Below are 17,745 nucleotides of genomic sequence, written 5' to 3'. Positions count from 1 at the left end.
GTCAGCGGTTCGCGACGCCCTGCTCGGAGACGAGCTGGTTGTAGTTGGCCATGACCGCGCGGACGTAGTTCTGCGTCTCGGGATAGGGCGGCACCTGATTGCCGTATTTGCGCACCGCGCCCTCGCCGGCGTTGTAGGCGGCGAGCGTCAGGTTGAAGTCACCGTAGCGCTGGTGGAGCCGCCGCAGCAGCCGCGCGCCGCCGTCGACATTGCTCTCCGCATCGGCGACCGAGCGCACGCCGAGCTCGCGCGCGGTGCCCGGCATGAGCTGCATCAGCCCGCGCGCGCCGACCGGGCTGGTCGCATTGGCGCGGTAACGGGATTCCTGGGCGATCACCGCGTGCAGCAGCAGCGGATCGACGCGGTGGCGCTGCGCGACGCGGCCGATCATCGCGTCATAGGGCGTGGTGTAGCTCGCCGGCCGCATCGACAGGATCGACTCGGCGTCGAGCGGTCCCACATTGACCAGCGGCGCTGCGGCGGCGAGGTCGACCGGCTCCTGCCGTTTCGGCCTGATGTGCGCGACTCGGACGCCGCTCGGCGGAGTCGGCGTTGCCGCGGGTACGACCGCGCGGCGGATCGCCGGCCGGTCGGGCGCGATCTCCAGATTGGCGGGCGGGACATAGTCGGCCGGCGACGCCGGCGCGGTGACGATCTGCTGCGGACCGCACTGGACGAGCGACTGCACCCCGGCGAGCGAGCCGGCATCGGCAATGCGCAGCGTCGCCGTCAGCGGACAGGGCGGCGGAGGCGGGGGCTTATCCCTGGAACTGGCAATCGAAGGAAGAAGACCAGCACCGAAACCCAGAACGAGAATCGTCGCCGATCGTATGTCGAAACCAAGCCTCATCTGCATCGCTCCGCAGTCTCCGACTATGATCGGAGAAGCCACAACGATGCCCCACTGCCGCCGGTGCTCGGTTTCGACGGCAGTAACTAGTCTGCGGGGGAATTTTTTCAGTTTCAAGTCATCGCGTGCAAATTTGATCATTCTCAATGAGATACGACGAATCGAGGCAGATGCACGACGAAATGCGTGAGTCGTGTGGAACCTTTTTGCGACGATCGAGCGTTCCGCAGCCGAAATGAAGGGCGGTATACTATAAGAATCGCGCGGATTCCTGCGGGATTCTGTCCATTGTCATAAGAGTTACATGAGTATACGCCAGGTCGGTCCTACAAACGTGATTGACTTGGTGGAGTTTATTGCTGAATCGTTTCATCATGTGAGTCGCTGTTCCGCCCCACGAACGGCGTTTCACCGACATCGACAGTAACGCGCCGTGTATTGGTGCGCGATGTCTCGGCCTTGCTCGGGCTGATGAAGTTGAGGAGTCGATGAGATCGGCGGTGCGAAGCACCGATCGATCGATGGCGGCTGCTGGAGACAAAAGAGCGCATGGCCCAGAAGAACGACGGCGCCGACAAGAATGAGATGCCGACGCCCAAGAGGCTTCGGGACGCGCGCAAGAAAGGCGACGTCGCCAAGTCGAAGGACCTGAGCGCCGGCCTGCTGACGCTGGCGTGGCTGGTGCTGTTCGTGCTCGCCTCGGGCTATGTCGCGGGCGAGCTGGCGCGGCTCGCCACCGATACGCTCGCCGTCGCCACCACCGTGCCGTTCGACCAGGCCGCGACGATCGTCGGACGCGACGCGCTGGCCACCTTGGTCCGCGTGTCGCTGATCACGCTGGCGCCGGTCGCCTTCTTCGCGACGGTCGCCGAGTTCCTTCAGGTCGGCCCGATCATGACCACCGACAAGATGAAGTTCGGCCTGGAGAAGCTGAATCCGATGGAGGGCCTGAAGCGGATGTTCGGCAAGGACGGGCTGTTCGAGCTCGTCAAGACGCTGGTCAAGGTCGGCCTGATCTGCGCGATCTTCTACCTGGTGTTCCGCAGCGCCCTGGCGGGATCGGGGCAGCTCATCCGCCTGGCGAGCGCGTCGCCCGTCGATGCGACGGGGCCGGCCGCGGCGATGGCGGTGCTGGGCCAGAGCTACAGCCTCACCGTCCAGATGTTCGCGATGGTGGTGGCGGTGTTCCTGTTCGTCGCGGTCGGCGACCGAATCTACGCCAAGGCCAAGTTCATCAAGCAGATGAAGATGAGCCGCCGCGACATCAAGCAGGAGCACAAGGAGGACGAGGGCGATCCGCAGGTCAAGTCGATGCGCCGCGAGATGCACCAGGAATGGGCGAACCAGAATGCGATCGGCGCGACGCGCGGATCGGCGGCGCTGCTGGTCAACCCGACCCACATCGCGATCGCGCTCGACTATGACGTGGAGAGCTGCCCGGTGCCGGTGATCGCCGCCAAGGGCGCGGGTGCGCTCGCCGCGGCAATGCGCACCGAGGCGGAGTCCGCAGGCGTCCCCATCATCCGCAACGTCGCCACCGCCCGTCAGCTCTGGGCGCGCGGCGAGATCGGCGAGATCGTGCCGCAGGACATGTTCGACGCGATCGCCGCGATCATCCTGTGGGCCGGCAAGGCGAGAAGCGGCGAGGCGCCGATGTGGCAGGACATGGATTCCGCCCAGCCGCGCCGCCCGGCGCTCGTCCCCGCGGCCTGACACGCCATTCCCCTGAACGAAAGGATCAGCATAGCGACATGGGTATCGGAGCCGTGGTCTCGTCGATCCTGGCGATCGTCATCGCGCTGGCGGTGGTGCTCGGCATGGCCTGGGGCGTCATCTGGCTGCTCAAGAAGCTGCAGGACCGCCAGCTCGGCGTCACCAATGGTGGCGAGGGCGAGCCGCCGATCCGCTTCCTGCGCTCGATGCCGCTCGGCCAGCGTGAGCGGGTGGTGTTGATCGAGGCGCGCGGCGAGACGATGCTGGTCGGCGTCACCACGGGATCGATCACGGTGCTGGCACGCTGGCCCGAGGCCGGCCTGCCGCCGCGGGTGCGGGCGGAGCCGTGATGGCGAGCGCCGCGCTCGATGCGCTGACGGAGCTTCCGGCGGTCGATCCCGATGCGGCCGCGCTCGGCCAGGCGCTCTGCACGCTGATCGGAAGCGTGGGGCTCGATGCGGCTGTCGTCCACCAGCCGCAGGCGGCGCCATGGTTCGTCACGGCGGACGGGCTTCGCTTCACGCTGCTGCGGCACGACGGGCGCCACGTGCTCCTCGACGAGGGGCGCGTCGGCGATGCGGTCGCACTGCTCGACCAGGCCGAGCCGGTGCTGATGGCGCTCGAGGCCGCGCTGGAACTCCCGCTCGAACCCGAGGCGCTCGTGTCCGATCAGCCGGAGCCCGCCGTACTGATCTCGTTCGCGCAAGACCGGACGACCGGGCTCGTCGCCGTGCCGCTCGATCACCCGGGGCGGGCAGGCTGGGACGAAAGGGCGCGCGCGATCGCCCTGCCGCCGGAAGCCGTGCCGGTGGTGCTGCGGTGCCTGATCGACGGTCCACGGCTGTCGGTCGCCGAGGCGGGCGATCTCGCCGGCGGCGACATGGTGCTGGTGGACGCCCGCCCTCGCGGGCGGATCGAACCCGGCGACGCGCGCGCGATCGCCGGCCAGCTCGATCTCGCCTCGGGCCAGTTCGCGGTTCAAGTCCAGGGAGGATCGATGTCCGAATCCGATTCGCCGGCGGCCGATTTCGCGGTGCCGCTCAGCGTCCGGCTGCCCGATCGCATGACCAGCGCCGCGGCGCTCGCGGCGCTGAGGCCCGGCACGACCTTGCCGCTGGGGCCGTTCACCGACGGCCTCACGGTCGAGCTGCTCGTGGCCGATCGCCTGCTCGCCAGGGGCGAGCTGGTCCGGCTCGGCGACCGCTTCGCCGTGCTGATCGAGGAGCGGGCCGATCTGGCCGACGTCGAGCCCGCCGCGCCGGAGACGGAGGCCGACGCGTGAACCTCGCCGCCTTCACGCCGGGTTCGGCGCTCGTCACCGTCGTCCTGATCGCGCTGGCGCCGTTCTTCGCGGTGATGGTGACCAGCTTCACCAAGATCGCCGTAGTGCTGAGCCTGGTCCGCAACGCGCTCGGCCTGCAGCAGGTGCCGCCCAACATCGTGCTCAACGGGCTGGCGCTGATCCTGTCCGTGTTCGTCATGTATCCGACGCTCGACAGGATGTACGCGGCCGCCAACGTCGAGAGCCCCGCCTCTGCGCCGACCATGCCCGGCGAGCCGAGCGCGCAGGAGAATCCGCTCCAGAGCACCAACGACATCTTCGCCACCGCCGATCGCGCCAAGGAGCCGCTGCGCGAGTTTCTGATGAAGCACAGCGATCCGCGCGAGCGCGTCTTCTTCCTGCGCACCCAGCAGCGGATCGGCGACCCGGCCCAGGCGCAGGCGCTCAAGGAAAGCGACTTCGTGATCGTGATCCCGGCGTTCGTGGTCAAGGAGCTGAAGCTCGCCTTCCAGATCGGCTTCCTGATCTTCCTGCCGTTCCTGGTGATCGACATGGTGATCTCCAACATCCTGCTCGCGATGGGCATGATGATGCTGTCGCCGGTCACCATCTCGCTGCCGTTCAAGATTCTGCTGTTCGTGCTGGTCGACGGCTGGGTGAAGCTCAGCCACGGTTTGGTGCTGTCCTATGCGTAGGGTCGGATTCGGCCAGTTTGTATCTGTTCCCCGGCGAAGGCCGGGGTCCAGTATCGAACGGCTCGCAACTGGGCCCCGGCCTTCGCCGGGGAACAGCTGCTTCGAGCCAGATGGATCGAACTCTAGGCGCGCCCCGTGAGCGACGATCTCGTCCGTCTGACCACCGAGGCGCTATGGCTGGTGCTGCTGCTGTCGGCGCCGCCGATCATCGCAGCGTCGGTGGTTGGCCTGCTCGTCGCGATCGTCCAGGCGGCGACGCAGCTCCAGGAGCAGACGCTGCAGTACACGCTCAAGTTCTTCGCGATCGTGATCAGCATCCTGGTGACGGCCGGCCTGATGGCGGGGACGCTCTACGGCTATGCCGATGCGATCTTCTCCGGCCTGGCGGGGGTAGGGCGATGATCGAGGCCGTCCCGCCCGGCGTCGGCGTGCCGCTGCTCAAGTCGATCCCGTGGCTCGACCAGTTGCTGACGGTCGGCGTCGCCTCGACCCGCTTCGCCTTCGCCTTCGTGCTGGTTCCGGTGTTCTCGCGTGAGGTGATGCCGGCGACCGTCCGCAACAGCATCATCGTCACCTTCGGCCTGGTCGCGCTCGCGCTCCGGCCGGATTTCGCGCCGGCGAACCTCAGCGCCATGGGATGGGCGACGATGCTGCTCAAGGAGGCGGCGGCGGGCGGCATCATCGGCCTGTTCTTCGGCACGGTGATGTGGGCGATGGCCGCGGCCGGCGAGATCATCGACACCAAGGTCGGCGCCACCATCGGCCAGCTCGTCGATCCGCTGAGCGGCAACACCACCTCGCTCACCGGCATCCTGCTCAGCCGCTTCGCCGAGGTCGTGTTCGTGAGCGCGGGCGGCCTCATGCTGCTGGTCGGTACGGTGATGGGCAGCTACCTGATCTGGCCGCTCGGCCCCGGCGGCATCACGCTCGACCTGCGCGCCGTCGAGTATTTCGAGGGCGAGTTCGGCCGCCTCTTCACGCTCGCCTTCCTGTTCGCCGCGCCGACGCTCACCGTGCTGTACGTGATCGATGCGGGGCTGGGTTTCCTCAATCGCTTCGCACAGTCGTTCAACGTCTTCTCGCTGTCGCTGCCGATCAAGGCGGTGGCGGCGTGCTTCGTGGTGATCCTGACGCTGCCGCTGCTGGCCGAGGCGATCTACGCCGATCTCTCCAGCCGTCCGGAGATCGCCGCCGGCGTGCTCCAACGCGTGGGGGCGGGGCGGTGAACCCGAGCCATGCACCGCGTCCCACACCCGGCCCGGCCATGCTCGGCGAAGGCGTGACCGACACCGCCGAGCTCGAACGCCTCGTCAGTCTGCTGCGCGAGTCCGAGGCGCGGCGTGAGGCCCATGCCCGCGAGATCCAGATCGGCGAGTTCACCGTTTCCGGCGCGCGCGTCCCCGTCCACCACGTCGCCGCCCTCCAGACGCTGACCCGCAACGAGGCGGCAGTGCTGCGCTTCCTCGGCTGGGGCCGCGCCAACGGCGATATCGCGACCCTGCTCAACATGACCGAGAACACGGTGCGCACCCACATGAACAACGCGATCCGCAAGCTCGAGCTCGACGGCGTCCGCGAGCTCAACAGCCTGGCGGGCCTGCTCTTCCTGCCGCTCGAATGAGCCGGAAACTAAACGAATCGATTAGGCGATCTAAACGATCTGCTGAGCGCGAACGCCCGCCAAATCGGCCATCTTCCACACCGTAGCGGCGATTAGTCGCGACCGGCCAGCTCCCCCGCACGGAGCGCGAATTTCGGGAAGGGAAAGGAAACGGTCATGGCAGGCATCGGCGGACTCTTCGGTTCAGCGTTCAATCCGGTCAACATCATGCAGCTTGCCGCCGGACCGGTTGGCTGGGCGTCGCTGGCGGCTCGGGTTATCATGCAGGCGGTGGGTCAGCAGGTCATCCAGAGCCTCGGCCAAAAGCTCGGGCTGCCCCAAGGCGTCATCGACATGGCGAAGACCGCATTCGGCGCGGCATCCGGCGGTTCGCCGCTCAGCATTGGCGATGCGGCGACCCAGATCGGTGGCAGCTTCGGCCTGTCGGCGGCAGAACAGGGTGCTTTCGCCCGTGACCTTGGCCAGCAGGCAGAGGACATTGCCCAGAAGCTCTTCACCGCCTCGCGTGAAGGTAGCGATCGTGCCAAGACCGAGGGCTCGCGTAACGGTAAGGTCGGCAGCGGCAATTGGCTGCGTGCGATTGCCGAGGCGATGGCGGCGTCAATGGATAGCAAGATCGAGGAAATGCAGTCGCTGGCGAAGACCTATGACGGTCAGTCGAAGGACAACAAATCGACCAAGACGATGACCGATCTTCAGGTGGCGACGCAGGAATTCAGCTATATCATGCAGTCGACCACCAACATGATCAAGACGATCGGCGAAGGTCTGTCGACCATGGCGCGCAAGGGCTAGGGAAGTCGGCGGTTCATCGCAATTGGCCGGGCGAAGCATCGACTTCGCCCGGCGTTTTGCTTATCGAGCTCCCCGGGGGGAAGGAGACGTGCAATGTCGTTTAGGATGATCGCGCCCATCTGCTTTGCCTCGCTCGTCGTCCCCGGTGCTGCTCATGCCCAAATGATCAGCCCTATGCTTTACGAAGGCCCGCGGATCAGCCTTCAGAATCATGCCGATCGAGCCCGTTCGACGTCGCCGTCCCGCAACATGTCGCGACCCGGACCTTCCGCGCTTCGGCCTCCCGTCGCAGTGCAGCCTGCCAGCTTCCGCTACAAGCCATCGCGGGAACGTCGCACGGCCAACTATGCGCGCTTTGTCGCCAAGAGCCGTGCCAATGATCCCCAAGGCGCGGACAATCTCGCCAGGCTGTTTGCGTCAACCGACGTGGTTGAGGGGATGAGCCGCCCGCTATCCTCTCTCGGCTTGCGGATCGACGACGTCGCCGATGCCTATGCGGTGTGGTGGATCAATGCTTGGCAGGCGGGTCGTCACATCGATATCGACGTGAACCGTCGCATGGCGGCCGCGGTCAGCGCCCAGGCGGCCGCCGGGTTCGCGTCGTCCGGGATGCTGAGCACCGCGAGCGATGCCACCAAACAGGAGATGGCCGAATCGTTGCTGGTTCAGGCTGCCCTGATTTCCGACGCCATGAAGCAGAGCGAGCGTAATCCCGACCTTGCGCGCAAGGTGGCCGTAGCCGTGTCCCAGGGCGCGCGCAGGATGAACGTCGACCTGGCTGCGATGACGCTGACCGATGACGGCTTCGTGCCCGCGAACGAAACCGGCGAAGTCACGTCCAAGCCTGGAACCCGGCCGACCGAGCTTGCCCGGACCGCGCCGGTCGAAAGCGGTGGCAAGCCGTCCTATGCGCTGATCGCCGCTGCGGGCGGAGCAGGACTCGGCGGCATGATCCTGTTCGGGCGTAGGATGAGCCGCAAGGGATAGTTGGCGCTGCGGCCAGCGACCGGCTGGCCAGCAGCAGTCCGGCTCCTTCTCGCGAGCGCACGCGATCGCGACCGCGTATTCGACATCGGCATGGCGCGTAACGCCGCTGGTCGGATCGTTCCACAGCATGCGTTCAGCCGGCAGGCGGCGATCGAGATAGCCGGTACGCAAGCGCATCTCGATATCGCCTGGCATTCGATCGCCAGGTCCTTCGGGTGAGGCTGATCACGCAGTGAGCCCTTTGCCACCGCGCCCTTCTGCATGTCGCAAGGGACACAGATGTAGCGAAGGTTTCCGCAGCACGCGCTCAACGATTCGATGAGATTCGCTAATCGAATCGCGGAGCGAAACCGACCGTAAACCATGCTCTTGAGACCCGTCGCCGGATCACTCCGGCCCGCTGCCAGGAGAAGATCGCATGGTTACGCCAGTTCAGCAGGGTGCCGTCGATTACATCAAGGGAAAGCTCGACGATTCCGGCTGGTTCAATACCGTCACGCATGACGAGATGAACGACGTCAAGGCGAAGCTGCAGAGCCTCTCGGCGACCGATGCCGACGCGGTGATCGACGAGCTGGGGCGGCAGGGGCAGCTCGACAAGCTGGCGGATCAGGCGGTGGACGGCAGCTGGTTCGGCAACGGCGGCTATTCGGCCGACGAGCGGCGCGACCTGTTCAATGATCTTGCCGGCAAGCTCGACGGGCAAAGCCTTGCCGCGGTGAGCAACGCCTTCGCCAAGACCGATGACGGTGCCGACGGCTTTCATCGCGTGACCGAGTTGGCCGATGCGGTGGCGACGCACGCGTCCAACTACCAGAAGACGCAATATGTCGAGGCGATGAAGAGCCGGGTCGCCGAGGGGAAGAACTGGACCGAGAGTCATGTTCTCAGCACCTCGAGCCACGAGAGCGATCCCGAAGCCGTCGCGGTGGGCAAGGTCCTCTCCAGCCTCAAGGGCAGCGCCTATGCCGCGGACGCCTTCAAGGCGCTCAATCCCGAGCAGCTGCGCGCGGTAATGAAGTCGTCGATCGATGAGACGATGACGGGAGGAATAGGTGCCCCCAGCGTCGAATGGCACCCGGAGGGTTTCGGCAAGCTGATGGACGCGGCTGCCTCCATCCCCGATGCCGACCTCAAGGCGCGAATCTTCGACGCCGGTGCCGACACGCTGCGCGACGTGCGCAACACCAGCGGCTTTGCCGGACGACCGGTGATCGTCGGCAAGGACGACACGATCAAGGCGATGGCCGACGGCCTTACCAAGATCATCGACAGCGACACCACCGGCGTGATGCGGGAGCTCACCTATAATGAGGAGACGGCGGACGGTTCCGACATGGCGACCTATTCCCGCGCGCTCATGGAGGGCAAGCAGGAGAAGAAGCTGGGCGAGATCATGGCCAAGCTGCAGTTCGGCAACGGCCTCAACGAGAATCCGGCCGCGCGGCTCGACCAGGTGACGCAGGTGCCGGTCGCCGCCGGATCGTCGCAGGAACGGCGCGAGAATGCGGGCGCGCTCGGCTATTTCGTGGGCGCGGCCTATGCCGGCGCGCAATCCTGGTCGACCGACGTCAAGAAGCAGCAGGAGATGATGACATCGGTGCTCGATTCGGCGCTCACCCTGGTCGACAAGGCGAAGGTCGGCGGCCCCGCCGCGAATGCGGTCGGCACCACCGCCAGCGTCGCCAAGGAATGGACGCACTATGCCGTGCGCTGGGCGGTCGAGGACAAGGGTCTCGCGCCGGCGCAGCGGCTCGAGAGGGCGGCGCTACCGATCAATCCGCAGACGCGGGAGCTCGGCGTCGGCGACAACATCATGGACGCTTTCAACACCGCGCTCACCAGGGTACAGCGCAACGCGCAACCATGAGGCGACTGCAACGCTTGGCCACCGGAATCCGGAGCGCCGCTATGGTCCTTGTCATGGCGGCGCCTGCCGCTTGTGGAGATGGCCGATCGGAGATGCAGGTTCCCGATCCGCCGCCGATGCTCACGCGTCCCGACGAATATGCCTTCGGTGACAAGATCGCTGTCGCCGACGAGGTCGCGGTCCGCCATGTCGACGAGCTGCTTCGCCAACGCTACGGCCGGCCCGAGGTGAAGCGCTACACCGCGCCCGGCAATGCGGATTTCGACGCGCTCAAGGCCTACTACGACACCAGGGCCGGTGCAGCCGGGTGGAAGCCGATCCCGGGCCTTGGCCGCAGCCTGTTCCCCGGTGAATACGCCCTTGGCTACGAACGGGGCGGCTCCGCCTTCGCGGTGGTCTGGCTCACGCCCCGCCCAGGATCGCCGCTCGTTCCCGTCAACGTGATCCGCTTCGGTGTGGTCGACAAGGCGGAGCGCGAGGAGATCGGCCAGTAGGCTGTTCCTTTGACCAATCGAGCAGGGAGGCGCATGATGCGGCTATCGGTGTCCTCCGTACGAGCACGACGCCGCCCGACAGCGATTAAGAGAGCTGCCGCTCAAGAACGGGAGCCCCGCTGTGATCATGAGGTACAATCGCTCATATTTCGAACGTCGCCGCGATGAGTGTCTGGCGTGTGCCGAAGCCGCCAGAGGTGGTCATGTCGCTCGCATTCATCGCGCTTTCGCCGACCGTTACGCTGAAATTCTGAGGGAATGCGACGAAGTGCTTGCACTGAGACCCGCATGATCGCTGGTAAAATTGTCGTGGCGATCGGGAATTCGGCACACCGCGCGGCGCACGCCGCCACTAGTTACCGCAGCTTACCGCGGCGGTGACCGGATGGAGCGGGACAGCCTCGCTATTTGGTGGCGATCTCGTTCGCTTCCGCGCGATATTCCTCGCGCACAAACGCCTTCGCCGCCGTCTGTGTCCTGAACGCGTCGCCCAGCACCTCGCTCGACACGAGCGGATAGCCCTGCGAGTTGAACCGCGTGGTGCGCACGGTCACCCGGTACACGCCTTCGTCGTCCTTGGTGATGAGATAGGGGCGGACGGGCACTCTCGACATCGCGATACTCCTGAGATGGAACGGGTAAGCGTGGATCAGAAGCCGCCGCTCGGAGCCATCGTCGGCGAGGCCGGCGAGCTTTCCGAGACATCGACGATGGCGGCTTCGGTGGTGAGGAGCAGGCCCGCGACCGACGCGGCGTCCTGCAGCGCCGAGCGGACCACCAGCGTCGGATCGATCACGCCGGCTTCGACGAGGTTCTCATAGCGTTCGGTCTGGGCGTTGAAGCCGACGTCACGGTCGTTGCCGGCGATCAGCCGGGCAGCGACGACGCCGCCGTCGTGGCCGGCATTCTCCGCGATCTGGCGGAGCGGTGCGGACAGTGACTTGCGGACGATGTCGATGCCGCGCGTCTGGTCGTCGTTCGCACCTTTCCTGCCGTCGAGCGCGCGCGATGCATAGAGCAGCGCCGTCCCGCCGCCGGGGACGATGCCTTCCTCGACCGCCGCGCGCGTCGCGTGCAGCGCGTCGTCGAGGCGATCCTTGCGCTCGCGCATCTCGACCTCGGTCGACGCGCCGACCCGGATGATCGCGACCCCGCCCGCGAGCCTGGCCAGCCGATCCTGGAGCTTCTCCCGATCATATTCGCTCGTGCTGAGCTCGATCTGCTGCTTGAGCATCGCGACCCGGCCGGCGACCGCGGCGCGATCGCCCGCGCCGTCGATGATCGTCGTATCGTCCCGACCGATCGTCACGCGCCGGGCGCGGCCGAGCATGTCGAGCGTGACACCTTCCAGCCGGATGCCGAGATCGGGCGAGACCAGCACGCTGTCGGTGAGGATCGCGATATCCTCGAGCATCGCCCGGCGGCGATCGCCGAACCCGGGCGCCTTGACCGCGGCGACCTGGAGGCTGCCGCGCAGCTTGTTGACCACGAGCGTCGCGAGCGCCTCGCCCTCGACCTCCTCGGCGATGATCAGCAGCGGCCGGCCCGACTGCGCCACCGCTTCCAGCACCGGCAGCAGCGCGCGCAGGTCCGAGAGCTTCTTCTCGTGAACGAGGATGTGAGGGTCCCGCAGGTCGACCGTCATCTTTCCGGCATCGGTGACGAAATAGGGGCTGAGATAGCCGCGGTCGAACTCCATGCCCTCGACGATCTCGAGCTCGAACGCCGTGCCTCGCGCATCCTCGATCGAGATCACGCCTTCCTTGCCGACCTTGTCCATCGCCGCGGCGATCATCCGGCCGATCTCCTCGTCGCCGTTGGCCGAGATGATGCCGACCTGGGCGATCTCGTCGTTGTTCGACACTGCGCGCGACCGTGCCTTCAATTCCTCGATGACCTGGGTGACGGCGATATCGATGCCGCGCTTGAGCTCCATCGGGCCGACGCCGGCCGCAACCGACTTCATCCCCTCGCGGACGATCGCCTGGGCGAGCACGGTGGCGGTGGTGGTGCCGTCGCCGGCGTGATCCTGCGTCTTCGAGGCGACGGCGCGGAGCATTTGGGCGCCGAGGTTCTCGAACCGGTTCCTGAGCTCGATCTCCTTGGCGACGGTGACGCCGTCCTTGGTGATGTGCGGCGCGCCATAGCCCTTGTCGAGCACCACGTTGCGCCCCTTCGGCCCCAGCGTGACCCGCACCGTATCGGCGAGCATATCGACGCCGCGCGCGATGCTGTCGCGCGCATCGTGCGAAAATTTGATGTCCTTGGCTGCCATGGATGTCGGCCGTTCCGGTTGCTGGGCCGCGACGAACGTGTCGCTCTCACAACCGGAAGCCAGCGCCGCCAATATGCGAACTGGCGCGCAGGGATCGCGCGCCGATAGCTGGCATGTGGGCGTCCCAGCTGCTCCTGGCAAGTGGCTATCGCTTGCCTTTAGCTAGAGAGTGCGGGATCGTCCTGATCGTTCGCCGATGTGGCCGCCACTCCGATGCCGTGGAGCATGGAATGGCCAAACGCCCCGCATGCACCTATATCCGTCACATCGTCGCTGATCCTTCCGCGAGCGCGCGACGGCTGAGAGAAACGGATTGCTCCCGCTTGCCGACGGGAGAAGTCATGTGCCCATCCGCCCCGCATTCAGCGAATTCGAACAACCACGCCCCGACGTCAGAGACCTACCCCCGACTATTACCGACGCCCTTCCGCGGCTCGCGCTCCCTCACGTCACGTCGCCCGCCGACCCGGCCGAAAAGCCGCCCGCCTCCGCGCCGGATCAGGAACCCTATTTCGAGATCTATCGTGCCGAACGCGTAAGCCTCACCTCCATCCTGTTCTCGGGTGGCGATTGGCGCTGGCGCTTCTGCGCGCCATCCGGAGCGCCGATTGCCGCAGGCAAAGGCTATGCCAGCGAGAGCCACTGCGCAGCGGCGGTCACAGCGCTCCGGAGCGGCGCCGGCGGCGCCACGGTGCGGACCGGGGCGGCGTACAAACCAGGCGATTGAGGCTGGTCGCGGACCGGATCGACGCGTAAGGCTGAACCGCTGCTCCAATCCGGGTCAGAGCGTTGGCCGATTGGCTCGAACGCGAAGGAGGAGCAATCCGATGGCCAAGGGTCAGCGCAGGGGTAACCGGGAAGTCCGCAAGCCAAAGAAAGCGGAACCGCCCAAGCAGAATGCATCGAATCCTTCTTTGAAGGGAAGTCCGGTGCCTGTCCCAACGAAGCGGGTCTGAGGCGACGAAGGTTACGGCGCGCCACTGCCGTTGCCTCACCGCTGCGTGTGAAAGCGGCTATCGTCGCTGCGGCGGACATCGAGGCTTGTGAACACGCCTAGCTGATCGCCGTGGCGCGGAACATTTCGCGGATTCCTCCGCTGGAGGGATTACGCCGGCGTCTCGGAGATCTGTTGGAAATGACGGTGCAGGTGACCGTCACCTACGGCGGCTGGCTCGCGGCTGGATGGTCTGGAAGTGAACACGCAGCTTGAGGCGTGCATGGCCTTCCTTTCCTGCAACCGTGCAGCAACCGCGGGCGGTGGGAGATACGAAATGGAGCCCAGATTGATCGTAGCCTATATGCTGATGCTGCTCATGGCGGTGCTGTTCGCCGCGTTCGTCGGCTATCGCATCTACCACTCGCATGCGCGCAGCTACGCGCGGCGACTTCGGCGCGAAGCCCGCGCCGCCGAGCAGGCGACATTGAAAAGGAGCGAGGCGCCGCGGGTCTGAGGGGACCGATGAAGCGCTCGACCGCCCGGTTGACGGTCGCTTGGGCGACGGTCGCGGTCATGCTGATCGCCGCTCCGGTTCGGCTGGTCGGCGCGCATTGGGTGATCACCGCCCTACTGTTCGCCTGGCTGCTCGGCGTCATCCTCTGGGCGGCATTCGGCGTGGTGCACGAGGCGGAAGAGGTGGCGGAGCGCCTGGGCGAGCCGCTCGGCACGCTCGTCCTCACCTTGTCGATCGTCATCATCGAGGTCGCGCTGATCGGCGCGGTGATGCTGAGCGCCAAGCAGGTACCGACGCTTGGCCGCGATACAATGTTCGCGGTGCTGATGATCGTTCTCAACGGCGTCGTCGGCCTGTGCCTCCTGGTCGGCGGGCTTCGCTTCCATCAGCAGAGCTACAACCTGCAGGGGGCAAACGCCTATCTGGCGGTCATCATCCCGCTCAGCGTCATCGCGCTGGTGCTGCCGAACTTCACGACCTCGAGCGCAACCGGGATGCTCTCGCTGCCGCAGGCGCTGTTCTTCTCCATTTTCACGATCGCGCTGTACGGGAGCTTCCTCTGGCTCCAGGCCGGCAGGCATCGCGGCTTCTTCGTGCCTGTCGGCCAACAGGTCATCGATGAAGCCGCGACGCCGCTACCCCATGCCCGGCGCGCACCCGGTTCGACCACAATCCGGGTGGGAGTTCTGCTGGCCAACATCCTGCCGATCATCATCCTTTCCAAGGACCTGGCGAAGCTGCTCGACCATGGCATCGCGGTGCTCGGCGCCCCAACCGCGCTTGGCGGCATCCTCATCGCGCTCATCGTGTTCACGCCGGAGGGCATCTCCGCGCTGCGTGCCGTTGCGGCCAACCAGCTCACCCGCGCGATCAATCTCTGCCTTGGCGCGGCGACCTCCACGCTGGGCCTGACGGTACCCGCCGTGCTGTTCATCGGACTGGCGACCGGGCAGCCGGTGGTCCTCGGCGTATCGGCGGCGAACATGGTGCTGCTCGCCGTGACGCTGATGCTGAACAGCCTGACCTTCACCGGCACGCGGACAACCATGCTGGAAGGGGCCGTGCACCTGTCGCTGTTCTTCGTTTTCCTGGTGCTCGTATTCAGTCCATGATGATTGATCTGACAAGCGACAGGTTCGACCAGACTTACCCCGAAAAGTCACCGTTCGTTCAGCGATAATGTAACGGTTGCCACTGGAGACTCTCGTCTGACCGCTTTGCACCCAAGCCGCGGTCAGAAGCGGACAATCATCGCGAGTCTGCGCTGCATCTCAAGACGCGGACATGCCCGCGAGAAGGGCCAGGTAATCAGCCAGCCTGCGGGACATGAATTCCGTGAATAGCCGCACGCGCTTCGTCTTGCGCGTCTCTCTCTGCGTGAGAAGCCAGATGGTCCCGTATTGATGCAGCGCCGTGCCAGGCAGTCTCACAAGTTGCGGATCGGCATCCCCGATGAAGCACGGCAGGGTCGTGATCCCCAACCCCTGCCGGACTGCGGCAAGCTGCCCCTCCCCATCGGTGACCCTAAACAAAACCTCGGCAGTTCGAATGTCACCTGCGCTGGCCCAGCTCGGGATGCCGTGCATGCTGATCACGATCCACCGAAGGGGATCAGGTGCGCCTTCGCGCCATGCGGTTAGACGATCGCGGGAAATGTAGACGCCGCCGAAAATATCCGGCCCCTTGAGGCCGTGGAGATTGGGCGGAAGCGTCTGGCGATCGTAGACGACGCGGATCGCGACATCGGCCTCCCGGTTGGTGAGATTGGCCAGTTCGCCGGACGACAGGATCTCCATCTCGATATCCGGATGCCGACGCGCGAATGCGGCGAAGTCCGGCATGAGCAGATGTGCGGCGAGGTTCGGAGCCAGAGCGACCCTCAGGCGTCCGCGCACCGTTTGGTCACGCCCGAACACCCGCGTCTCCAACAGATGGGATGATGCTTCCATCTGGTTGGCCAGGTCGAGGACTTCTTCGCCGGCAGCCGTAAGCCGGTAGCCTGAGGGCAGCTTATCGAACATCCGCGCCTCAAGCTGCCCCTCGAGCTGGGCAACGCGTCGCAACACGGTCGAATGATTCACGCCAAGCCGCGCCGCGGCGGCACGCACCGAGCCGCCGCGCGCGACAGCAAGAAAATAACGGACGTCGTCCCAATCGATCATGGTGCATTCTTGCGCCATGCATAGCGCCTTTCCAACGACGATCTTCGTCTCCCGCGCTTACGCGGTGGATCGATTTCGCACCAGGGATATGCGGGTTTTCACACTCAACCACCGGCGCTTGCGGACCCATCTCGGGTTCTCGGGGCCTGCCCCGCACGATCGAATATCGGATTTGAGGAACAGTCATGGGAAAGCTCGATGGTAAGGTTGCAGTCATTACGGGCGGTGCGACCGGTATCGGCCTCGCCGCGGCGAAGCGGTTCGTCGCGGAAGGAGCCTTCGTCTATCTCTTCGGCCGGCGGCAGGACGCGCTCGATACCGCCCTTGCCAGCCTCGGCGCCAACGCTCGCGCAATAAAGGGTTCGGTCTCCGACGAGGCTGATCTCGACCGGCTCTACGCCGCGGTGAAGGCCGAGCGCGGAACTCTCGACATCGTCTTCGCCAATGCCGGGGCTGGAAGTCCGCTTCCGCTTGGCGCGATCACCGCCGAGCATATCGACGAAACTTTCGACACCAATGTGAAGGGCACGATCTTCACGGTGCAGAAGGCGCTGCCGCTCATGGGTTCGGGCGGCTCGATCATCCTCACCGGTTCGAGCGCCGGCACAACCGGGGCGCCCGGTTTCACTGCCTACAGCGCGAGCAAGGCGGCGGTGCGCAATCTCGCCCGGACCTGGGCCGAGGACCTGAAGGGAACCGGCATCCGGGTGAACGTGCTCTCGCCCGGGGCGACGGCGACCGAGCTCGCGAAGGAAGCACTGGGAGAGGAAGGTCAGGCGGTTTTCGCGTCGATGACCCCGCTCCAGCGCATGGCCGACCCGGCCGAGATCGGTGCCGTGGCCGCCTTCCTCGCATCCTCGGACAGCAGCTTCATGACGGCGAGCGAAGTCGCGGTCGACGGCGGCCTGGCGCAACTCTGATATCAACTCGAAGGAGAGCAGACATGACCTACGCGATCATCGGTTTCGGCGAAGTGGGCCACGCGCTGGCCCAGGCGTTTGCCCGCAAGGGCATCGAAGTAGCCGTCGCCACCACGCGCGATCCGGAAAGCTTTGCGGCCGATGCGATGGCAATCGGCCCCGGAGTCATTCCCACGACGCTCGCCGAGGCGGCCAAGGCGGACGTCATCTTCCTGGCGGTGCGATACCAGTCGCACCCGGATGTCGCGAAGGCGCTGCCCAGCTGGGAGGGCAAGATCATCGTCGATGTGACCAACGCCTATGGCGTGGCTGACGAGGAGCTCGGCGGGCAGCCTTCCGCCAAGGTCGTCGCCGATGCCTTCGCGGGCGCGAAGCTGGTCAAGGGCTTCAACCATCTGGTCGCCCCTGTCCTGGCAGGACCCGGCCGTGCATGGCGGCCGGCGAGTCATATTCCTGTCAAGCGATAACGACGGCGCGGCTGCCGAGATCGCCGGGCTGGCGGACAAGCTTGGCTTCGCACCCATCAAACTCGGCGGGCTTTCCGAAGGCGGACTGCTTGTGCAGGGCCATGGGAATGCCTGGGGTCGGCTTATCTTCAAGGATCTGGTCAAGTTCGACAGCTGATTTTGA

At 65.8% G+C, this 17,745-nt stretch carries 22 protein-coding genes; 18 read left to right on the top strand and 4 right to left on the bottom strand.

All coding sequences use genetic code 11. The features are described from left to right. Position 1: 1 nt before the first annotated feature. Positions 2–850 carry a lytic transglycosylase domain-containing protein gene (locus AC2YHA_RS10175; protein WP_487401401.1) on the bottom strand — a complete coding sequence of 283 codons (849 nt, stop codon included), beginning with the start codon at positions 848–850 and terminating at the stop codon, positions 2–4. Between the two features lie 549 nt (positions 851–1,399). On the opposite strand from AC2YHA_RS10175, the gene AC2YHA_RS10170 reads away from it, so the two are divergent. The 12 genes from AC2YHA_RS10170 to AC2YHA_RS10115 all read left to right on the top strand — a co-directional run bounded on the left by AC2YHA_RS10170 (position 1,400) and on the right by AC2YHA_RS10115 (position 10,307). Then, positions 1,400–2,563, top strand: coding sequence for an EscU/YscU/HrcU family type III secretion system export apparatus switch protein (locus AC2YHA_RS10170; protein WP_487401400.1), 1,164 nt, complete (start codon positions 1,400–1,402; stop codon positions 2,561–2,563). 38 nt (positions 2,564–2,601) lie between these two features. After that, positions 2,602–2,913 (top strand): flagellar biosynthetic protein FliO, encoded by a 312-nt coding sequence (gene fliO / locus AC2YHA_RS10165; protein WP_487401399.1) that lies wholly within the window; start codon positions 2,602–2,604, stop codon positions 2,911–2,913. Continuing rightward, on the top strand, positions 2,913–3,845 hold the full coding sequence (locus AC2YHA_RS10160) for a FliM/FliN family flagellar motor switch protein (protein WP_487401398.1): 933 nt from the start codon (positions 2,913–2,915) through the stop codon (positions 3,843–3,845). The genes fliO and AC2YHA_RS10160 overlap by 1 nt, the downstream gene beginning before the upstream one ends. Beyond that, entirely contained in the window at positions 3,842–4,540 is a 699-nt protein-coding gene (gene sctR, locus AC2YHA_RS10155) for a type III secretion system export apparatus subunit SctR (RefSeq protein ID WP_487401397.1), read from the top strand. The genes AC2YHA_RS10160 and sctR overlap by 4 nt, the downstream gene beginning before the upstream one ends. Before the next feature lie 135 nt (positions 4,541–4,675). Next, the gene (sctS, locus tag AC2YHA_RS10150; protein WP_233785517.1) at positions 4,676–4,942 is read left to right on the top strand and encodes a type III secretion system export apparatus subunit SctS; all 267 of its coding nucleotides are present in this window, start codon (positions 4,676–4,678) and stop codon (positions 4,940–4,942) included. Beyond that, positions 4,939–5,766 (top strand): type III secretion system export apparatus subunit SctT, encoded by an 828-nt coding sequence (gene sctT, locus AC2YHA_RS10145; protein ID WP_233785518.1) that lies wholly within the window; start codon positions 4,939–4,941, stop codon positions 5,764–5,766. The genes sctS and sctT overlap by 4 nt, the downstream gene beginning before the upstream one ends. Positions 5,767–5,819: 53 nt before the next feature. Continuing rightward, entirely contained in the window at positions 5,820–6,161 is a 342-nt protein-coding gene (locus AC2YHA_RS10140) for a helix-turn-helix domain-containing protein (protein WP_233785519.1), read from the top strand. Between the two features lie 156 nt (positions 6,162–6,317). Beyond that, the gene (locus AC2YHA_RS10135; RefSeq protein WP_233785520.1) at positions 6,318–6,956 is read left to right on the top strand and encodes a hypothetical protein; all 639 of its coding nucleotides are present in this window, start codon (positions 6,318–6,320) and stop codon (positions 6,954–6,956) included. Between the two features lie 105 nt (positions 6,957–7,061). Then, positions 7,062–7,943: a DUF6683 family protein gene (locus AC2YHA_RS10130; RefSeq protein WP_233785521.1), complete on the top strand. Its 882-nt coding sequence runs from the start codon at positions 7,062–7,064 to the stop codon at positions 7,941–7,943. Beyond that, positions 7,944–8,162: a hypothetical protein gene (locus tag AC2YHA_RS10125; RefSeq protein ID WP_487401396.1), complete on the top strand. Its 219-nt coding sequence runs from the start codon at positions 7,944–7,946 to the stop codon at positions 8,160–8,162. A 199-nt stretch (positions 8,163–8,361) separates the two neighbouring features. Then, positions 8,362–9,813: a hypothetical protein gene (locus AC2YHA_RS10120; protein WP_487401395.1), complete on the top strand. Its 1,452-nt coding sequence runs from the start codon at positions 8,362–8,364 to the stop codon at positions 9,811–9,813. Between the two features lie 92 nt (positions 9,814–9,905). Next, positions 9,906–10,307, top strand: coding sequence for a hypothetical protein (locus AC2YHA_RS10115; protein ID WP_487401394.1), 402 nt, complete (start codon positions 9,906–9,908; stop codon positions 10,305–10,307). A gap of 404 nt (positions 10,308–10,711) precedes the next feature. Here the strand turns inward: AC2YHA_RS10115 and AC2YHA_RS10110 are convergent, their stop codons facing one another. Together AC2YHA_RS10110 and groL are read right to left on the bottom strand one after the other, a co-directional pair. Beyond that, on the bottom strand, positions 10,712–10,921 hold the full coding sequence (locus AC2YHA_RS10110; RefSeq protein WP_233785525.1) for a hypothetical protein: 210 nt from the start codon (positions 10,919–10,921) through the stop codon (positions 10,712–10,714). 35 nt (positions 10,922–10,956) lie between these two features. Then, positions 10,957–12,582 carry a chaperonin GroEL gene (gene groL, locus AC2YHA_RS10105; RefSeq protein ID WP_487401393.1) on the bottom strand — a complete coding sequence of 542 codons (1,626 nt, stop codon included), beginning with the start codon at positions 12,580–12,582 and terminating at the stop codon, positions 10,957–10,959. A gap of 343 nt (positions 12,583–12,925) precedes the next feature. Here groL and AC2YHA_RS10100 point away from each other — a divergent pair, with 343 nt between their 5' ends. From AC2YHA_RS10100 to AC2YHA_RS10090, 3 genes are all read left to right on the top strand, one after another. After that, positions 12,926–13,309: a YegP family protein gene (locus AC2YHA_RS10100; RefSeq protein ID WP_487401392.1), complete on the top strand. Its 384-nt coding sequence runs from the start codon at positions 12,926–12,928 to the stop codon at positions 13,307–13,309. Between the two features lie 556 nt (positions 13,310–13,865). Further along, the gene (locus AC2YHA_RS10095) at positions 13,866–14,033 is read left to right on the top strand and encodes a hypothetical protein (RefSeq protein ID WP_487401391.1); all 168 of its coding nucleotides are present in this window, start codon (positions 13,866–13,868) and stop codon (positions 14,031–14,033) included. An 8-nt stretch (positions 14,034–14,041) separates the two neighbouring features. Next, entirely contained in the window at positions 14,042–15,145 is a 1,104-nt protein-coding gene (locus tag AC2YHA_RS10090; RefSeq protein ID WP_487401390.1) for a calcium:cation antiporter, read from the top strand. A 159-nt stretch (positions 15,146–15,304) separates the two neighbouring features. Here AC2YHA_RS10090 and AC2YHA_RS10085 read toward each other — a convergent pair whose 3' ends face one another. Beyond that, a complete protein-coding gene (locus AC2YHA_RS10085) occupies positions 15,305–16,195 on the bottom strand; it encodes a LysR family transcriptional regulator (RefSeq protein ID WP_487401389.1) in 891 nt (296 codons plus the stop codon). A gap of 185 nt (positions 16,196–16,380) precedes the next feature. On the opposite strand from AC2YHA_RS10085, the gene AC2YHA_RS10080 reads away from it, so the two are divergent. The 3 genes from AC2YHA_RS10080 to AC2YHA_RS10070 are packed head-to-tail and all read left to right on the top strand — an operon-like array spanning position 16,381 to position 17,739. Further along, complete coding sequence (locus tag AC2YHA_RS10080; RefSeq protein ID WP_487401388.1) at positions 16,381–17,115, top strand: SDR family NAD(P)-dependent oxidoreductase; 735 nt, start codon at positions 16,381–16,383, stop codon at positions 17,113–17,115. 23 nt (positions 17,116–17,138) lie between these two features. After that, on the top strand, positions 17,139–17,582 hold the full coding sequence (locus AC2YHA_RS10075; RefSeq protein ID WP_487401387.1) for an NADPH-dependent F420 reductase: 444 nt from the start codon (positions 17,139–17,141) through the stop codon (positions 17,580–17,582). Further along, positions 17,542–17,739 carry a hypothetical protein gene (locus AC2YHA_RS10070; protein ID WP_487401742.1) on the top strand — a complete coding sequence of 66 codons (198 nt, stop codon included), beginning with the start codon at positions 17,542–17,544 and terminating at the stop codon, positions 17,737–17,739. The genes AC2YHA_RS10075 and AC2YHA_RS10070 overlap by 41 nt, the downstream gene beginning before the upstream one ends. Positions 17,740–17,745 lie beyond the last annotated feature (6 nt).

It is taken from the genome of Sphingomonas sp. SRI_018 (assembly GCF_057586275.1).
The sequence above is the reverse complement of the archived record's forward strand: the minus strand, read 5'-3'. Positions and strand labels throughout refer to the sequence as shown.

What these genes read in the sequence shown, in the direction of transcription:
- AC2YHA_RS10175 (WP_487401401.1), bottom strand. Translation starts at nt 850, where the DNA reads ATGAGGCTTGGTTTCGACATACGATCGGCGACGATTCTCGTTCTGGGT.
- AC2YHA_RS10170 (WP_487401400.1), top strand. Translation starts at nt 1,400, where the DNA reads ATGGCCCAGAAGAACGACGGCGCCGACAAGAATGAGATGCCGACGCCC.
- fliO (WP_487401399.1), top strand. Translation starts at nt 2,602, where the DNA reads ATGGGTATCGGAGCCGTGGTCTCGTCGATCCTGGCGATCGTCATCGCG.
- AC2YHA_RS10160 (WP_487401398.1), top strand. Translation starts at nt 2,913, where the DNA reads ATGGCGAGCGCCGCGCTCGATGCGCTGACGGAGCTTCCGGCGGTCGAT.
- sctT (WP_233785518.1), top strand. Translation starts at nt 4,939, where the DNA reads ATGATCGAGGCCGTCCCGCCCGGCGTCGGCGTGCCGCTGCTCAAGTCG.
- AC2YHA_RS10135 (WP_233785520.1), top strand. Translation starts at nt 6,318, where the DNA reads ATGGCAGGCATCGGCGGACTCTTCGGTTCAGCGTTCAATCCGGTCAAC.
- AC2YHA_RS10130 (WP_233785521.1), top strand. Translation starts at nt 7,062, where the DNA reads ATGATCGCGCCCATCTGCTTTGCCTCGCTCGTCGTCCCCGGTGCTGCT.
- AC2YHA_RS10120 (WP_487401395.1), top strand. Translation starts at nt 8,362, where the DNA reads ATGGTTACGCCAGTTCAGCAGGGTGCCGTCGATTACATCAAGGGAAAG.
- AC2YHA_RS10115 (WP_487401394.1), top strand. Translation starts at nt 9,906, where the DNA reads ATGCAGGTTCCCGATCCGCCGCCGATGCTCACGCGTCCCGACGAATAT.
- AC2YHA_RS10110 (WP_233785525.1), bottom strand. Translation starts at nt 10,921, where the DNA reads ATGTCGAGAGTGCCCGTCCGCCCCTATCTCATCACCAAGGACGACGAA.
- groL (WP_487401393.1), bottom strand. Translation starts at nt 12,582, where the DNA reads ATGGCAGCCAAGGACATCAAATTTTCGCACGATGCGCGCGACAGCATC.
- AC2YHA_RS10090 (WP_487401390.1), top strand. Translation starts at nt 14,042, where the DNA reads ATGAAGCGCTCGACCGCCCGGTTGACGGTCGCTTGGGCGACGGTCGCG.
- AC2YHA_RS10085 (WP_487401389.1), bottom strand. Translation starts at nt 16,195, where the DNA reads ATGATCGATTGGGACGACGTCCGTTATTTTCTTGCTGTCGCGCGCGGC.
- AC2YHA_RS10080 (WP_487401388.1), top strand. Translation starts at nt 16,381, where the DNA reads ATGGGAAAGCTCGATGGTAAGGTTGCAGTCATTACGGGCGGTGCGACC.
- AC2YHA_RS10075 (WP_487401387.1), top strand. Translation starts at nt 17,139, where the DNA reads ATGACCTACGCGATCATCGGTTTCGGCGAAGTGGGCCACGCGCTGGCC.